General features: G+C 61.4%; 11 protein-coding genes. 8 read left to right on the top strand and 3 right to left on the bottom strand.

What is annotated here, in order from left to right:
* Nucleotides 1-111 precede the first annotated feature (111 nt).
* The 4 genes from ACIQTS_RS08190 to ACIQTS_RS08175 are packed head-to-tail and all read left to right on the top strand — an operon-like array spanning nucleotide 112 to nucleotide 7,683.
* Nucleotides 112-636, top strand: a complete 525-nt coding sequence (locus tag ACIQTS_RS08190) for a WhiB family transcriptional regulator (protein WP_402472751.1) — start codon at nucleotides 112-114, stop codon at nucleotides 634-636.
* Nucleotides 582-4,106, top strand: a complete 3,525-nt coding sequence (locus ACIQTS_RS08185; RefSeq protein ID WP_402472749.1) for a glycosyltransferase family 2 protein — start codon at nucleotides 582-584, stop codon at nucleotides 4,104-4,106. Before ACIQTS_RS08190 ends, ACIQTS_RS08185 begins: the two co-directional genes overlap by 55 nt.
* Nucleotides 4,106-6,727 carry a DUF5719 family protein gene (locus tag ACIQTS_RS08180; protein ID WP_402472575.1) on the top strand — a complete coding sequence of 874 codons (2,622 nt, stop codon included), beginning with the start codon at nucleotides 4,106-4,108 and terminating at the stop codon, nucleotides 6,725-6,727. Before ACIQTS_RS08185 ends, ACIQTS_RS08180 begins: the two co-directional genes overlap by 1 nt.
* Before the next feature lie 26 nt (nucleotides 6,728-6,753).
* Nucleotides 6,754-7,683, top strand: a complete 930-nt coding sequence (locus tag ACIQTS_RS08175; protein ID WP_332498485.1) for a COX15/CtaA family protein — start codon at nucleotides 6,754-6,756, stop codon at nucleotides 7,681-7,683.
* Nucleotides 7,684-7,694: 11 nt separating this feature from the next.
* On the opposite strand, the gene ACIQTS_RS08170 is transcribed toward ACIQTS_RS08175, so the two are convergent.
* Nucleotides 7,695-8,153 (bottom strand): metallopeptidase family protein, encoded by a 459-nt coding sequence (locus ACIQTS_RS08170; RefSeq protein WP_105657471.1) that lies wholly within the window; start codon nucleotides 8,151-8,153, stop codon nucleotides 7,695-7,697.
* A gap of 91 nt (nucleotides 8,154-8,244) precedes the next feature.
* Between ACIQTS_RS08170 and ACIQTS_RS08165 the strand changes: the two genes are divergently transcribed.
* Both ACIQTS_RS08165 and ACIQTS_RS08160 read left to right on the top strand, forming a co-directional pair.
* Nucleotides 8,245-8,646, top strand: a complete 402-nt coding sequence (locus ACIQTS_RS08165) for a DUF3499 domain-containing protein (protein WP_208294212.1) — start codon at nucleotides 8,245-8,247, stop codon at nucleotides 8,644-8,646.
* A gap of 209 nt (nucleotides 8,647-8,855) precedes the next feature.
* The gene (locus ACIQTS_RS08160) at nucleotides 8,856-10,367 is read left to right on the top strand and encodes a TIGR01906 family membrane protein (protein ID WP_402472570.1); all 1,512 of its coding nucleotides are present in this window, start codon (nucleotides 8,856-8,858) and stop codon (nucleotides 10,365-10,367) included.
* Between the two features lie 72 nt (nucleotides 10,368-10,439).
* On the opposite strand, the gene ACIQTS_RS08155 is transcribed toward ACIQTS_RS08160, so the two are convergent.
* Complete coding sequence (locus tag ACIQTS_RS08155) at nucleotides 10,440-12,281, bottom strand: AMP-dependent synthetase/ligase (RefSeq protein WP_402472568.1); 1,842 nt, start codon at nucleotides 12,279-12,281, stop codon at nucleotides 10,440-10,442.
* A 78-nt stretch (nucleotides 12,282-12,359) separates the two neighbouring features.
* A complete protein-coding gene (locus ACIQTS_RS08150) occupies nucleotides 12,360-13,970 on the bottom strand; it encodes a phospholipid carrier-dependent glycosyltransferase (RefSeq protein WP_332488484.1) in 1,611 nt (536 codons plus the stop codon).
* A gap of 68 nt (nucleotides 13,971-14,038) precedes the next feature.
* Here ACIQTS_RS08150 and rsmI point away from each other — a divergent pair, with 68 nt between their 5' ends.
* Both rsmI and ACIQTS_RS08140 read left to right on the top strand, forming a co-directional pair.
* A complete protein-coding gene (rsmI, locus tag ACIQTS_RS08145; protein ID WP_105657475.1) occupies nucleotides 14,039-14,899 on the top strand; it encodes a 16S rRNA (cytidine(1402)-2'-O)-methyltransferase in 861 nt (286 codons plus the stop codon).
* 138 nt (nucleotides 14,900-15,037) lie between these two features.
* Complete coding sequence (locus ACIQTS_RS08140) at nucleotides 15,038-16,525, top strand: NAD-dependent succinate-semialdehyde dehydrogenase (protein ID WP_402472565.1); 1,488 nt, start codon at nucleotides 15,038-15,040, stop codon at nucleotides 16,523-16,525.
* The last annotated feature ends 60 nt before the right edge of the window (nucleotides 16,526-16,585 follow it).

Genomic DNA, 16,585 nt, shown 5'->3' with positions numbered 1-16,585 from the left:
GTCCGGGCAGGTTCATCACTTTTCGCTAGTTCGATGGAATAAATGCTGCCGGATGGATCGGGAGCAATGACGGCCCGATCTCCTCAAACCAATCGAAAGGTCAACATCACCATGGCGAATCTGGAGCAGGGGTACTCCGAATTTTCGACCTCGGCTGTTGCGTCGGCTCAATATGGGCTGGAGGACGCACCATCCGACTGGTTTGTCGATCCTCAAGCCGGTGAGTCCGAACGGGTTGCAGTTGCAGCCGATCTGGAGACCGCGGCCGACAGCTTCCTGAAAGAGCACGACACGTTATCCGACACCGAAGAAATCTCCTCGGTTGGCTCGTGGGCTCCTGAGCTCGACGAGGATGACGAAGTGCGCGAAACCATCAAGGCAGTTTGGCTTGGTGTTGGCGGCGAAGTTGACGAGGGCGAGCTGGGCTGGCAGGCCCGTGCTCTGTGCGCACAGACTGACCCCGAAGCGTTCTTCCCTGAAAAGGGCGGATCGACTCGCGACGCGAAACGCGTCTGCGGCGCATGTGTTGTCCGTTCGGAATGTCTAGAATATGCCTTGAGCAATGACGAGCGCTTCGGAATCTGGGGAGGGCTCTCAGAGCGCGAACGTCGCCGTCTACGGAAACGAGCAATCTAATTCGTCCGCCAATTCACGTCACCGCCATCGTTGCTTCGCACGATGGCGCTGACTTTTTACCACGCACTTTGGCCGCACTGCGAAACCAGTCCCGGCCTATCGAACGCTTCGTCGGAGTTGACGCTTCGTCCTCTGACGCATCGCTAGAGGTCCTGCGGGCGAACTTGCCGTCCAACTCCGCCTTGCTGGTGGCCGATGAAGGATCCCTGGGGCTGTCGCTGGAAGTAGCGGTGTCGCAACTTCCTGAAGCGCGTTCGGACCGTGATGAATGGCTATGGATTATCCACGATGACTCCATGCCTGCTCCCGACGCGCTGGAACAGCTGACTCGGACCGTTGAGGCCTCCGAATCGGTATCCATTGCCGGTTGCAAGCTGCTGGACATCGATAACCCGCGCCATCTGGTCGAGGTGGGGTTGAGCGTGGACCGCAAGGCCCAGCGCCTGACCATGATCGATATCGACGAAGTCGACCAGGGGCAGTACGACGGACGAAGCGATTACTTCGCCGTGTCCTCGGCCGGCATGTTTATCCGGCGCGAGGTCTTTGAGCAGCTGGGCGGATTCGACCCGGCAATTCCGGGCCGTGGCGACGACGTGGACCTATGCTGGCGCAACCGCCTGGCCGGTCACCGCGTGGTCGTGGTGCCAAGTGCCAAGATGTACCACCAAGTCGAGGTTGTCGACTCGCTGGCAGGCCCGCGCGAAGCCAAGCGCTCGGAAGTCTTCCAGCGCTTGAAGTTCGCTTCGCCTTTGGAACTGCCGTTTTTGTGGATTGGATTGCTGCTCGGCGGCATCGGCCACTTCCTCGTAGCATTGCTGGCCAAGGACCCGGGCCATGGCTTCAGCCACCTGGCTTCGGTCCTGCGCGGACTGTTCTCCCCGGGCAAGCTGGCCGCTTCACGTCGCAACGTCGCCCAGATCCGCGAAATTCCACGCCGCCAGGTCCGCAAGCTGATGGTCTCCGGCGCACAGGTGCGCGAATACCGCCGCAATGTGAATACCGGGCGTGCCGACGGCGAGGTCTACGGGGATGGCAGTGGCGCCGACGCGATGGTTGAACCTAGCGGTGACAACTTCTCCGACTTCGTGCGAATCGCCCGTCCGCCGCGCACCACCGCGGTACTCTCGCTGATTCTGGCGCTCTTGCTCTCCGGGGCCGCTTCGCTGGTTGCTTGGCGCAGCCTGCTTGGATCCACTGCTTTGTCCGGCGGCGCGCTGCGCCCGCTGTCCAACAGCAACCAGGAAATCGGCGCCAACGCCCTATCGTGGTGGCAGAACATCACCACCGGATTGAGCGCTCCGCCGGATAACTCCGATGTGCTGTTCTGGCTTTTCTCGCTGGTGACTTTCAACCATGCCAACGAAGCTTCGATCTATCTCTTCTTCGCCGCGATGCCGTTGGCCGCCCTGACCGCGTGGTGGGGCATTGGCGCGGTGAGCCGTTCGCGTGCTGTCCGGTTCTTCGCCGCATTGATCTGGGCCCTATTGCCTTCGCTGGTCTCTTCGCTGGCCTCGGGACGAGTCGGCTCAGTATTGATCCACATCTTGCTGCCGCTGTTCTTCCTGGCAATTATCCGTGCCATGAATGCCCATGTGGCCATCGAAGGCGCGAAGCCCAAGAACCCGAAGCAGCAATCCGTATCCGCATGGACCGCTTCGGCTAGCGCCGCCTTGCTGCTCTGGGTAATCTCCGCCGGTTCCGTTTCATTCTTCCTGACCGCCAGCATCCTGATTTACGTTTTGGCCATCTTCTCGGTGCGCCGCGCACGCAGCCTGTGGTGGATCCCGCTGCCTGCAATCGTGTGGAATCTTCCGCTGCTGTTTGCCGGCCTAGGCGATCTGCGGCTGCTGTTCACCGAGCCCGGCGCGGCGCGCGCGTTCTCGCCAGCTGCCCCATGGCAGATGCTGCTGGGCTTCCCGGAATCCTTCGACGCCAACGCCTCGCTGGTGGGTTGGGACTTCCTGCCCGCCGGTCCGTGGGCTTTGGTCGCCGCACTGCTGGTCGGGGCTCCAATCATCTTGCTGGCTGCTTTCGGGACCTTGAGTTCTTCGCTCAGCCACAGTTCCAGCATGCGCCGGAACTCCCGCCGCCTGCTGTGGGGCGCAGTCCTGTCGCTGGCAGCGGGATGGGCCGTCGGTTTTGTCCCGTTCACCTTGGACTCGCACACCGCGGTGAGCGCCTACACCGGTCCGTTCGTCTCCTTTGCCATGTTTGCATTGCTTGCAGCTGCCGCCAACGCGCTAGCTGCCCTGCGCCATGAAGATCAGCCGCGCTCGATGCGGACGCAGGGTTCTCGTCCGGCGATGAGCCTGATGGCCGCATTCAGCGTGATCGCGGTTCTCGCTTCCGGCGCCGTGCTGCTTGGTGCCCAGCTGAATCCTGCCGCGGAGTCCGAAACGCTGACTTCCCTGAATTCGGCTCAGCAGGTGCACAGCTCCCAGCCTCGCACCCTGCCTGCCACGGCAGCCGATGCGGGACGCTCCGAATTCCAGAAGCGCACCTTGGTGCTCAGCCCGCGTTCCTCCGGTGAAATCGACAGCCAGTTGGTTTCGGGCTCCGGCGAAACCCTGGACAGCATCAGCCGCTACTCGCAGGTCAAGCAGCTAACCGGACCGCTGCTGGATCCTGAACGCAATGAAGCTTCTGCCACCGCGCAGGTTCAGAGCAAAGCAGTAGCGATGCTGCTCTCCGAGTCTGCATTGGATTCGCGCGAATCGCTGCGCGACTTGGGCGTGGGCTTTGTCGTGCTCAACGAGACTGGTGAATCTGTCCCAGCGACCGTGCGCATCCTGGATGCGGCAACTGGGCTGGCATCGGTCGGCCAGACCGACAGCGGCTGGTTGTGGCGAGTGGATTTTGAAGCCGATGAAGAGAATCAGGGCGCTGGATTTGCCCGCGTTGTCGCTGAAAACGGTGACGTGAGCGTATTGCCGACCCAGCGTGGCAAGATCGCCAATCTGGAAATTCCGGCTTCTGATGCCAAGCGGACCCTGGTCCTTGCAACAGCGTCGGATCCGAAGCTGCGGGCCAGCGTTGATGGCGAATCCCTGCGTTCGGTGTCCTATCCCGAGGATTCGGAAACTCGATGGGCCCAGGCTTACGAGCTTCCTGCCGAGGGCGGCAAGCTGACGTTGTCGCACAAGGACTCCACGGCCATACCGGTTCTGGTGCTCAGCGCGATAGTTCTGCTGATTACCGTCCTCTTGGCCATTCCGGTGCCAAGCGCGCGGCGATTCGCCAACTACCGCAACAACGAATACCGCTTCCGTGAACCACGCGACGAAAATGAAGAACTCGCCGACGGCTCGGCCGTTTTGGCGGCCGCCGAAGTCCAGAGCCCGGCTACCGGCACCATGCCACTGAGCCGACGCGAGGCACGCGAACGCGCCAGCGAGATGCGTGAGAACTTGACCCCGAAGCTCAGCGACCGGATTTCGGACGCCGATGCCGAGCAGGAGAAGAAGTAGTGAGCGACGAGAAGAACGTGAACTCAGCGGATTCTGCTGACAAGCCAACTGAACAGACCCCGGCCCCGAAACCGGCCTCCGCGCAACCAGAAGCCAAGGACACCACCCCAGTGTCGGCGACACTATCGCGTGCTGAGACAAAGGCTGCCAAGGCCCGGGCCAAGGTCGATGCCAAATTGGACAAGGCCCGCGCCAAGGAAGCCCAGGCCCGGTCCAAGGCCGAAGCGAAGAACGCCGAGAAAGCGGCGAAGGCTGAAGCCAAGGCCGCTCAGCGGGAAGAACCAAAGGCAAAGCCGCAGCCTGAGGCGAAGTCAGGGAACAAGGACGCCAAGGAAACGGTGCCCACCGCGCAGGCTGCCCAGTCGAAGGCTCAAGGCGAACCGGCGGAACAGAAGCCGGCTCCCAAGCCGGACTCCGTTCAAGCCGGATCGGAGCAGCCCGAGGCTGCGCACGCCAAACTGCCTGCAGCTGATGCAGCCGCCGCGGGCACCACTGATGCAGCTGCGCAGCCGGAACACTCCCAGGGCGCCGAGCCTGTCAAGAACGCCGGCCCAGCCGCGGCTGGAAGCAAGACGGGGCCTGGTGCCGCCCAGGACGCTGGACCGAAGAAGCCTGCAGCCCAAGACCCTGTAGTTGTTCCCGAACCAGTCAAGCCGCCGGCCGCAGAAGCGGCTAGGGCTTCCGGGAAGCAGAACGATGCCGGGGACTCCTCGGGGCAGCAAGGCGCAGCTGCGCAAGTTGCAGGCGTGGCAGCCACTGGTGCCGCAGCGGGCGCTGGTTCCACCAAGGCTGAGAAGAACCAGCCGGACGGCCCGAAGCCTGGAGAAGAAGCCGCAAAGGCATCAGAACCGGAAGATCCGAAGGCTGCCAAGCGCCGCCATCGGCTGGAGAAGGTTCGTGCGCGGAACGCCGCGAAGGAAGAACTTGCCGCTGCCAGTGCGCTGGCTGCGCCTGCAGCCGGGCCGCAGGCGGAATCGGCTGACGGCAACGTCTCGAAGCGTCGCCAGAAGCTGGACAAGGCCCGCGCCGCGGCCTCCAAGGATGCGGCAGCCGCGCCGACGCGCAAGAAGACCGGAGCGGTTCTGCTCAGCCTGGTTGCCGTTGCGGCTGCCGGCGCTGCAGTGGGTGCCGGATCAATTTTTGCCCCGGCACCGGCCGAAAAGTCGTTGCCAGCTGCCGTGACGAACCTGCCCGCAGGTGACTCCAGCAGCGTTTGCTCGGCAACCCCGCAGCTGCTCAAGGGCGTGGAAGGCACCGATGCGCAGTTTGCGCCAGGTGCCAAGGACATTTCCAGCAACCTGCGCAGCATTGCCGTTTCGGATCTGGCCAAGCGCATTCCGGGCTCCTCCTTCAGCAAGCTCGATGGCAGCGGCGCGCATGAGCTGACTGGACGCATCGCTGAGGATGAAGCTGCCGAGGCCCGTGGCGCTGATGATGCGGGCCTGACCGGCCGCGCCAGCAAGGTTTCAACTGCCAACGATATCGATGACGCCCAGGTCTACACCTTGCAGCCACTGGGCGAACTCGCTTCGAAGGGCAGCGCCGTGCGCAGCTACCAAGCCAAGGATGGCGACCTGGCAGGGCTTGCTGCCGCAACGTGCCAGGCCCCGGCGTCCAACTGGCGATTCACCGGCCTGCAGACAAGTACCGGATCCACCAGCGTGATGCATTTGGCCAACCCAACGCATACCACTGCCCAGGTATCCCTGCGGCTTCGAGGTCCAGACGGCTTGATCGACACCTCGACGCTGCAGAACATTGTCCTGGCAGCGGGGGAGAGCCGGGCCATCGTGCTCGGCGGCTACGCGCAGAACCTGAATTCTGTTTCGGCTGAAATCACGAGTGTTGGCGGAAAAATCACTGCATCGGTCCAACAGGCCGCCCTGCGCGGTTTGACCCCGTCGGGTGTTGAACTGGTCAGCGCCAACGCGACGGCTTCCAATAGCCAGGTGATTCCGGGAGTGTGGATCGAGAGCAAGGAGAATATTTCCAAGCTCAGCAAGGACAACAAGTCGTTGGTTCCACAGCTGCACGTTGCGGCAACAGGCTCCTCGGGCGCTGGATTCAAGGTGAAGGTCCTGGGCGAAGACGGCGAAGTCGCCGCCAGCTTCGACGATAACCTCGCCGTCGACTCCGACGCGACGAAGATTGTGGATCTGACCCAGCTGGCTGGTGGCTATTACACGGTAGTTGTCGAGTCCGATGCTCCGGTCACCGCAGCGGTGAAGATGGTTCGCGGTGCGGACCCGAAGGACTCCTCGGACACTGCCTGGGCGGTGAGCTCCAACGCGCTAGCCGGTACGCAGGCCATGCCGCTGTCGGCTAATGGCACTGGGAAATTCGCCATCGCCGCCGTAGCTGCAGACTCAGCGGTGGAAGCAGTGGTGGTTAATAAGGACGGCAAGCTGGAGGAACCGAAGAAACTCCAGATCAAGGCCGGGCAGAATGTTGTCTTTGATCCGAAATCTGTCTCCGAAGATGCCCAAGCAGTCATCTTCTCGACAGATGCCAACGCTTACCTGGCCCAGCTGGTGCTCGGTTCCGAACGTTCCATCGCTTGGGCTGCCATGCCACAGGCGAATGCCGGACGCGACGGCATTGTGGTGAACATCGGCGGCTAGGAATCCGCCATTAAGGAACTGGATAATTGAAGACCCCTTTCGCATGGCTGGCTGAGCGAATCACGCTGGAACGTAGTTCGCTCAAGGCAGCTTCGCTATCGGCAATGATCGCAGCGATTCTGATTATTGTCGGCGGCGGTGTCGTTCGAGTCACCGGGTCAGGACTAGGCTGCCCCGACTGGCCAACCTGCACCGGCGGCTCCATCGCGCCAACCGCTGAAATGGGGATTCACGCGACCATCGAGTTCGTCAATCGGCTACTCACCTTTGTCCTGTGCGCAGCGGTTGGTTGGGTCATCATTGCCGCCCGACTGCAACGCGAACCAGTTCCGGGCATCACCCGATGGGCGTGGTTCCAGTTCTGGCTTGTTGTGCTCAATGCGGTCATTGGCGGGATCACCGTCTGGGTGAAACTGAACCCCTACGTAGTTGCCGCCCATTTCCTGGCTGCGACCTTGCTGCTCACTGCCGCTGCGGCCACCTGGGACAAGGTGCAGAATCTGGGAAACGCCGGCTCAAAAGCCAGTACGGATTCGCTGAAGTCGCTGGGAACCTGGTTAGTTGTTCTCAGCGCCCTGCTCGTCATCATTGGCACCGGGGTGACCGGCTCAGGTCCGCATGCCGGAGACTCGGCCGAGGTCCCGCGGATGGGCTTCGACTGGCTGCAGATCACTCTCGTGCATGCCGCAGCAGCCGTGGGCGCACTGGTTGTTGCTTTGGTGATGTGGCGTCAAGCAAGAAAAGAACAAGTACCGGACGTGGCGCACAAAGCCAAGCTCTACCTCTGGGTATTGGCCGGACAGGGGCTGCTCGGAGCGATCCAGGCCATGACCAGCCTGCCAGAGCTGCTTGTGGTCGCCCACCTGGTTGGTGCTGCGCTGGTATGGATCGGTGCCGTGCGCGTTGGCCTGGCCTCCGATGCGCCGGGACGTGAAAGCCGGATCCAGGCCAGCTAGAGAAGATGGCCCTAGTAGTCCGGATCCTCAGGGAAATATGCGGGGTCCACTTCCGAGATGGGTTTCATCCAAAGCTGCGCGACCTCGTGCACCACGCACTGATGGACCAGATCCAAGAGTTCGCCGGTGTTTTCCGCAATCTGCTCAATGGGCAAGCGATAAATGATGATGCGCGCTGGGCGGCTAGCCGAAGCTGATTTTGATGATGCAAGCGGCACCCGCTCGCCCAGTGCAGCAGCCTGTTCCAGCAGCTTGTCACTGGGCACCGGATCAATCAGGAAATCGATCTTTTCAATTTCTCCGGGCCAGCGTTCCGAGAGCCTTTGCGCACTGGCCATCACGGCATCATCAAATCGTTCCGGCCGTGAACGGTAAGCAGGAAGATGCATGGGCATCAGCGGGCCACGCCGCCCGCGTCCGTGGCGGTGGCGACGGGAACCGCTTGGCGGATCAGGCAACTTGGAGTTCATTAACTCAGCCTAGCGCTTGCGACACTGTGCCGGTGCCCATCAGCCCGCAATTGGGCGAAGATCCCAAGGATGTGCTGACCAGCCGAGTAGAATGGCAAACGTGGAAGGTCTTCGTCTTTGTTCTCGCCCAGCCTGCCGTGAAACGGCCCGCGCTACTCTTACCTACGTATACGCAGATTCAACTGCTGTTCTTGGGCCTTTGGCGACGTACCCGGAACCGCACTGCTATGACCTGTGCGCCCGCCATGCGAACCGTCTGACAGTTCCCAGCGGGTGGAGCCTGATCCGTGGCGCCATCCCGGATGTGCTTGAACCAGAAGATGAGCTGAACGCGTTGGTGAATGCCGTCCGCGATCGAGAACCAAAGGTTCGCGAACCTCGCCACGCATCGGATTCGCCCATTGATTCAGTCCGTCCCCGCGATATCCGTGCACAGCGCTTTGACACTCGCGTCCGCTTGGCTGTGCTCCCAGCTGGCGACGAAGAAGCCTAGACCTTCTTCTCGAAGAATTCTTGAACCTGCATCGGCACTTTGGCGGCATCTGCAGCGCCTCTTTGTGTCCTAGCTGAAATCCAATTGTGGTGTGGTAATCCGTCAGATGACTCGACTCGCTGGATATGCTAAAGGCGCATGGGCCGTACTCGGCCCGTGAAGCAACCCCAAAACAGCACACCATCGCGCGAATTGCAGGAGGACTCCTCATGGCTGAGGCGGCGAAAAACCCCACTGGAGGGCAAGGAACTACGGGCCAGCCGGCACCGGCTGCCACTGGCAACATGCCAGGCCCACAGACCAGCCTGAGCCAAAAAGCTGAAGAGCTTACTGCGCGCCTGGAAAAGCACAAGAACCAGGCCCAGGCAAACGCCGCTGCCCAAAAGGAAGAAGCCCGCAAAGAGGCCATCCGCCGCGCGATGTCCGGCAAAACCGACGCCGAGACCAAGAACCCAACTGCAGCTCCTGCAGCCAAGGCGCAGCCTGCCCCCGTGAAGCCAGCGGCAGACAAGCCTGCCGCGACACCTGCGGCCAAGTCAGCTGAGGCCAAGCCTGCTGCGGCCAAAGCCCCGGCAACCAAGCAGCCGGTCAAGCCAGCGCCCGGCAAGCCCGCGGCGTCCAAGCAGGCAGCCGCCAAGCCAGTTGCGGCCAAACCTGCGGCCGCGAAGCCTGCCGCCAAGGCGCCCGCTGCGAAGCCGGCCGCTAAAGAGCCAGTAGAAGATGTCATTCGCGCCATCAAGCTGCCGCACGAAATCGAAGCTGAGAAGCAGGTGCAAAGCGAAGCCGCCGCCGGTGCTGGAAAGTCCGCTGAGCCGCAAGCCAGCGAGAAGGCAACCACCGCGCAAAGCGTGCCACCGGTGTCTGCTGCTCCGAAGACCGGATCCCTGCCAACAACAAAGGCTGCCGTTGCCCAAGCACGTAACCGAGTCTTTGGCAGCTACGCGCCAGAACCGGAACCTTCCGAAGCGGCCGTGAAGCGCCGGGTTGCGCGCGAACGGGCACTGAACTCGAAGCCGGCCCTGGGCCGTACTGCCCAGGTGATCGTGGCTCTGGTCTTCCCGTTGCTGACCTTGATCGCTGCCATCCGTTTGGTTGCCACGCCGGCTTTCCTGGCACTGTCCTACGGCCGCCCTGGATTCCCAAGCGATTCCTTTGGTTTCACCGATTCTGAACGCCTGACCTACGGCAGCTACGGTGTGGATTACCTGAACAACTTTGCCGGCCCCGAATACTTGGCCGGCCTGAAGCTTTCCACCGGTTCAAGCATGTTCACCGAAGGGGAGGTCCAGCACATGGTGGACGTGAAGAACCTCATCGGGTTCGCCTATATCCTCGGAGCTGTTCTAGCGGTCATCTTGATCATCGGTGTTTGGTACCTCGCCAAGCGCTATGCAGGCGGCGTACGGCGTGCATTGTTCTCGGGAGCGATCTTGGCCTTGGCGGGCATTGCTGCGCTTGCCGTCTCCGCGATTGTGGGATGGGACAATTTCTTCACCCAGTTCCATGCCCTCTTCTTCTCCGACGGCACCTGGACCTTCAACGTCAGCGATACGCTGATCCGCCTGTACCCAGAGCAGTACTGGCTCGATAGCGCCATCGGCATCGCCGTGCTGGTGCTGGCCACGATCGTCGCTGTATTGATCAGTTGCTGGCCAACCGGCCGCCGCCGTGAGGCGGCCCGGCTGCGCCAGGAGGCCCGTGCGTTCGGCATTGGCAACTAGCTGGCACAAGGCTTAAAGCACTGGGGGAGCAGTTCATGGCGAACTGCTCCCCATTGCTTTACCCAGTGGGAATTACTGGCGGTAGAGGGCTTCCACGCGGCCTTCGAATTCTTCGAGAACGCTCTGGCGCTTGAGCTTCAACGAGTTGGTCAGGTGCCCGGAAGCTTCGGTGAATTCCTCTTGCAGGACCACGAACTTGCGAATGGACTCAGCCTTGGAAACGGTCAAGTTAGCGGTATCCACGTAGCTCTGGATTTCGGCGATCACTGCTGGGTTGATCGCCGCCTCAGCCAGGGTCATGGATTCAAGCCCCTTGGCCTTGGCCCACAGCACCAGTTCTTCGGGATCCAGGGTCATCATGGCCGTAATGAATGGGCGCTGTTCGCCAGCCAGTACGCACTGGGAGACGATGCGTCCGGCGCGGACCATCTCTTCCAACGGGCCAGGGGAGACGTTCTTGCCGCCGGCGGTGACGATCAGTTCCTTCTTGCGGCCAGTGACCTGGAGGAATCCTCCATCATCCAGGACACCGGTATCACCAGTCTTGAAATAGCCGTCTTCATCGAAGACTTCAGCCGTGGCGGCAGGATTGTTGTGATAACTCGCGAAAACCCCAATGCCCTTGACCAGGATTTCACCGTCATCGGCGATCCTGATGGAGGTGCCGGGAAGCGGACGACCCACGGTGCCCACGCGGATTCGTGATGCTTGATTCACGGTGGCTGGGGCGGTGGTTTCGGTCAGGCCGTAGCCTTCGAGCAGTTCAATGCCAGCGCCGCGGAAGAAATGCGCCAAGTCCGGGTTCAATGCACTGGCTCCGGAAATCGCATAACCGCAGTGGCCGCCAAAGACGGCCTGCAACTTCGGGTAGAGGACCTTGCTGAACAAGGTGTGGCGGGCACGCAGGCCCAAGGGCATGCGAGTCTTGAGGCCACGCGCACGCGCATCACGGATCTTGGAAACCTCGATGGCTGCCTGTTCTGCCTTGAGGAACAGCTCGGCCTTGCCGCCACGTTCGGCTGTGGCCAAAGCGGTGGTGCGAATTTTCTCGAAGACGCGCGGCACGGCCAGCAGGAAGCCGGGCTTGACCGCGGACATGTCCTCGACCAGATCGGCCATGGAACTGGAATGCGCAATCACCGATCCGCCGTGGATGCAGGTCTGCTGGACGGCACGAGCCAATACGTGGGCCAGCGGCAGGAACATCAGCGTTCGGCGCTCTTCACCGAGCACTTCGAGCATATGGCCGGCCAGATTATGCGCCACCATGGCAAAGTTCGAGTGGGTCATGTTGCAGCCCTTGGGACGCCCGGTGGTACCCGAGGTGTAGACCATCGTGGCCACGTCCTGGAGGGTCATGGAAGCACGGCGGGATTCGACCAGCTGCTCATCGACTTGGTTGGCAGGAACCATCAGCTGATGCAGGCCAGCGGAGGGAATAAGCGTCTTGTCCGCCGTGTCGGAGCCTTCAAAGATGTGTGTGCGTACCGGTTCGCCCAGCTGAGCCGCCGCCTGGCGGACGTTGGCGCGCAGCTCGTGGTTTTCGGCGAAAACCACGCGCGCACCGGAGTCGCGCAGGATCCATTCGATCTGGAAGGCGCTGGAGGTTTCGTAGATGGGGACCGTCACGCCTCCGGCGAACCACACCGCTTCCTCGGCCAAAGCCCATTCATAGCGGGTACGGGAAATAATGGCGACCTTGTCACCGGGCTGCAGCCCATCATTGATCAGCGCCATTGCCAGGCGCTTGACATCAATGAGGAAATCACCGGCACTGAGATCATGCCAGGTGCCGTCGCGCTGCACGCTGAACAGTGGTCGTTGCGCCCCGCGTGCTACGCGATCAAGGAGTAGGCTCGTCGTGTTTACTTCTGGTGCTAGATCAGTGAGTAGCTCGACGGTTACTTCTTGCATTGAAGAATTGTCCTTTGGAATTTGATGGTCGTCTTAGTGGCCTATTTCATGGAAACAGGTGGCCAAGCCACGGGCGGCCTAGCCCCAGCTGGGGAGCCACACGTGCAAGCGCCAGTAGTCATCCGCGATCATTTCCCCACTCCATATCGGCCAGAAAAAGGCCGACGTGACTAGGAATAGCGCCATGAATATGGTGAGTACGATGATGCGTGATCGGTGCGCGGCACTGGAATTAGGGTCGCGTGGAATGAACCTGCCAATCATATACGTCAACGCGAGCACCATGAACGGAACCAGTGGCAGGGTGTAGAAGAAGAACATCGTGCGTTCTGGGTACATCAGCCACGGCAGGAACCCGGCCGCCACCGATGAGAGGACCGCTCCGGCGCGCCAATCACGGGCGCCAATCCACCACAGAATCAGCAAGAACATGCTGATGGTGCAGGCCCACCACATCAACGGGTTAGGCAGGTCGGTAATGACCTCGGTGCAACGTTCCAGCCCGCAGCCGTTGGCTCCCTTGTCGTAGCCTTCGAAGTAGAACAGCACTGGACGTCCGGCGAAGGGCCACGTCCACGGCGAGGATTGCCAGCCATGCTCGGAGTCGAGCCCGGTATGGAATTCGTAGCCAGCCTGGTGATAATGCCACAAGGAACGCAACGGCGAGGGCAGCCAGCTAATGCCTTCGCCGGGATTCTCCTCGGCCCAATGGCGGTATCGGCCGCCCTGGGTGATCAGCCATCCGGTCCACGTGGACAAATAGGTCAGCAGCACCAGCGGCAGCATGGTGAAGAAGGAATAGATTCCGTCGCGGATGAATGCCGCCGACTGCCACTTGTGAACTCCTGCGGTGCGCCGCGCACCAAAGTCCCAAAGCACCGCCATGAGGCAGAATACAGCTACGAAGGACAGCGCCGACCATTTAATGCCAACTGCGCCACCGAGCATGATCGCTGCGATCAGCCGCCATGGGCGCCACCAGAGCATGGGGCCATGAACGAGCAAGAAGTCATCTGGCCGGTTACCCTCGGGTACTGAAAGCTTCCGGGCAAGCACGGTTCTGCCGTGTATCCGGTCTTTGAGCAGGGCATAAAACGCGGCAAGCACAAAGAACATCAAGAAGATGTCCAGCAACGCGGTGCGCGACATGACTATGGAATGGCCGTCGATGGCCATGAGCAAACCGGCGATGCCGGCAAGGACGTGGGAACCAAAGAGCAAGCGGGCGCACAGGGTGACTAGCAGGACCGAGAGGGTGCCGACCAGCGCTGTGGAAAAACGCCAGCCGAAGCCATTGAAATCACCGAAGAGGAGCATGCCCACACCGATCATCCACTTGCCCAGCGGCGGATGGACGACAAAGGAAGATTCAGCTTCCAGCTGCGGGTCGCCTGCGATGAACTTCCCATCGCTGTCGTCAGCCCATTCGCGCTCGTATCCGCTTTGCAGCATCGCGAAAGCGTCCTTGACGTAATAGGTTTCATCAAAGATCAGCAGGTGCGGGTGCGCCAGGTTGACGAAGCGCAAGAGGCCGGCAATGAGTGTCACGACCAGCGGAATGATCCACATCAGCGGGCCGCTGGGAGCCACCACAGGCAGGAGCCGCTGTTTCAGGCTCTCGAAAGTGAAGGCCTGTCGCGCCGAGCGTACGTGGCCGGAGTCCGGAGTGTCTAAAACCGAGGTGCCCATCACCAATTCATGCTACCGGTGGAAAGTCCAGAAAGTGGGCTTTTCCTGCGTCGCGTAGGCTTAAGAATGTGCAGAACTCAGATAATGAGGGCGTAATCGTCCTGGGAGCCACCCCGATTGGCAATTTGTCCGACGCCTCCCCGCGTCTGCGGGAGATTATGGCCAGTGCCGATATCATCGCCGCGGAGGACACCAGAAACTTCCACCACCTGGCCCATGCCCTGGGCATTAAAATCACTGCGAGGGTGATGAGTCTGCATGAGCACAACGAGGCTCACAAGCTCTCCGAGGTGATTGACCTGGCCGCCGAGGGCGCGACTGTGCTGGTGGTTTCCGATGCAGGAATGCCGGCGGTTTCGGACCCCGGCTACCCATTGGTGGCCGCTGCCTTGAGTGCTGGCATCCGTGTCACCGCGGTACCGGGCCCTTCTGCGGTGCTCACCGCGCTGGCCCTGTCCGGATTGCCAACTGGCCGTTTCACCTTTGAAGGCTTCCTGCCGCGCAAGGCGGGGGAACGCCGCAAGCGCCTGGATTCCTTGCTCGCCGAAGATCGCACCATGGTGTTCTTCGAGGCTCCTCACCGGCTGAGCGACTTCCTTGATGCCGCTATCGAAGCATTTGGCCAAGACCGCCAGGCCGCCGTAGCCCGCGAGCTGACCAAGAAGTTTGAAGAGGTCCGTCGAGATTCACTGGCAAATCTGCGCGCATGGGCAGAAGATGGCGTGCGCGGAGAAATTGTTGTGGTTGTCCACGGAGCCCCGGAAGCCGAGGCCGCATCCATCGAGGATTTGCTTCCCAAGGTTGCAGCCCTCGTGGAGGAAGGCATGCGCATGAAGCAGGCCGTGGCCGAAGTCGCCGAAAAATTCGGCGTGCAGAAACGCGAGCTTTATGAAGCTGTTCTGGCAGCACGTCACGAAGCGGGAAAATAGCCGAAGTCGCATAGGCTAAATGCACAATGAATGCTCGCGTTTATCGTGCAGACGGCAATTTACAGCCACCACCTGCCAGGAATAGCGTAGACATCAAAGACGATTAGTTTTCATTATTTTCTATCAGGAGATGCTCGTATGTCGATTACTGCCCAGCGCGAAGCGGAACTGCTTGCCAAGGTGCCAACCGGCCTATTGATTAATGGCGAATGGAGGGATGCCTCCGACGGTGGCACCTTCGACGTGCTCGACCCGGCTACCGGCGAGAAGTTGCTGACGCTGGCCAGTGCTACGAGCGAAGACGCAATGGCTGCACTGGATGCAGCTGACGCAGTCCAAGCCGAATGGGCACTGACCGCACCACGCGAACGCGCGGAGATCCTGCGCCGTGCTTTCGACCTTGTCACCGAGCGCAAGGATGACTTTGCGCTGCTGATGAGCCTGGAAATGGGCAAACCACTGGCCGAGGCCTATGGCGAAGTAACCTATGGCGCCGAATTCCTGCGCTGGTTCTCCGAAGAAGCCGTACGCCACTACGGCCGCTACCTCACCACCCCCGAGGGCAAGAACAAGGTCCTGGTCCAGCACAAGCCGGTTGGCCCATGCCTGCTGATCACCCCATGGAACTTCCCGCTGGCCATGGCTACCCGCAAGGTCGGCCCGGCAGTAGCGACAGGCTGCACCATGGTGCTCAAGCCAGCCAAGCTGACCCCGCTGACTTCCCAGCTTTTCGCAGCCACGATGATGGAAGCAGGCCTTCCAGCTGGCGTGCTGAACGTGGTCTCCGGCGCTTCGGCCTCGAAGATCTCCGGCCCGCTGATGCAAGATGACCGCCTGCGCAAGGTTTCCTTCACCGGCTCGACCCCGGTGGGCAAGCAGCTGATGAAGGACGCCGCAGACAAGGTCCTGCGCACCTCGATGGAGTTGGGTGGCAACGCACCATTCATCGTCTTCGAGGATGCCGATCTGGATGCTGCTGTCGAGGGCGCCATGGCAGCCAAGATGCGCAACATGGGCGAAGCCTGCACCGCTGCTAACCGCTTCCTGGTCCATGAGGACGTTGCCGAGGAATTCACCGCCAAGTTCGCTGCAGCGATGAAGGCCCTGAAGCCAGGACGCGGCACCGAAGCCGACACCACGGTAGGCCCGCTGGTCGAGGAAAAGGCCCGCGACGAAGTCCACTCGCTGGTTGAAGCCGCCGTCGCCGCCGGCGCGACTGCCATCACCGGCGGCGCGCCAGTTGACGGCCCGGGCTACTTCTACCAGCCAACCGTGCTGGCCAATGTCGCCAACGACGCCAAGATCCTGAGCCAGGAAATCTTCGGCCCAGTGGCACCAGTGACCACGTTCAAGGATGAGGCCCAGGCTATCAAGCTGGCCAACTCCACCGAATACGGTTTGGCTTCCTACATCTACTCGCAGGACTTCAACCGCATGTTCCGTGTTTCGGAGCAGATCGAATTCGGCCTGGTTGGATTCAACGCTGGCGTGATCTCCAACGCCGCGGCACCATTCGGTGGCGTGAAGCAGTCGGGCCTGGGCCGCGAAGGCGGCGCCGAAGGCCTGGAGGAATACACCACCGTGCAGTACATCGGCATTGCCGATCCTTACGCAGCCAAGAAGTAGATTCTCCAGCTCGCGCCGAGGCCCGACCGGATTCTTCCGGTCGGGCCTTGGCCGGTTAAA

Origin of the sequence: Glutamicibacter sp. NPDC090743 (assembly GCF_044769125.1) — a bacterium.
GTDB lineage: Bacteria > Actinomycetota > Actinomycetes > Actinomycetales > Micrococcaceae > Glutamicibacter.
The sequence above is the reverse complement of the archived record's forward strand: the minus strand, read 5'-3'. Positions and strand labels throughout refer to the sequence as shown.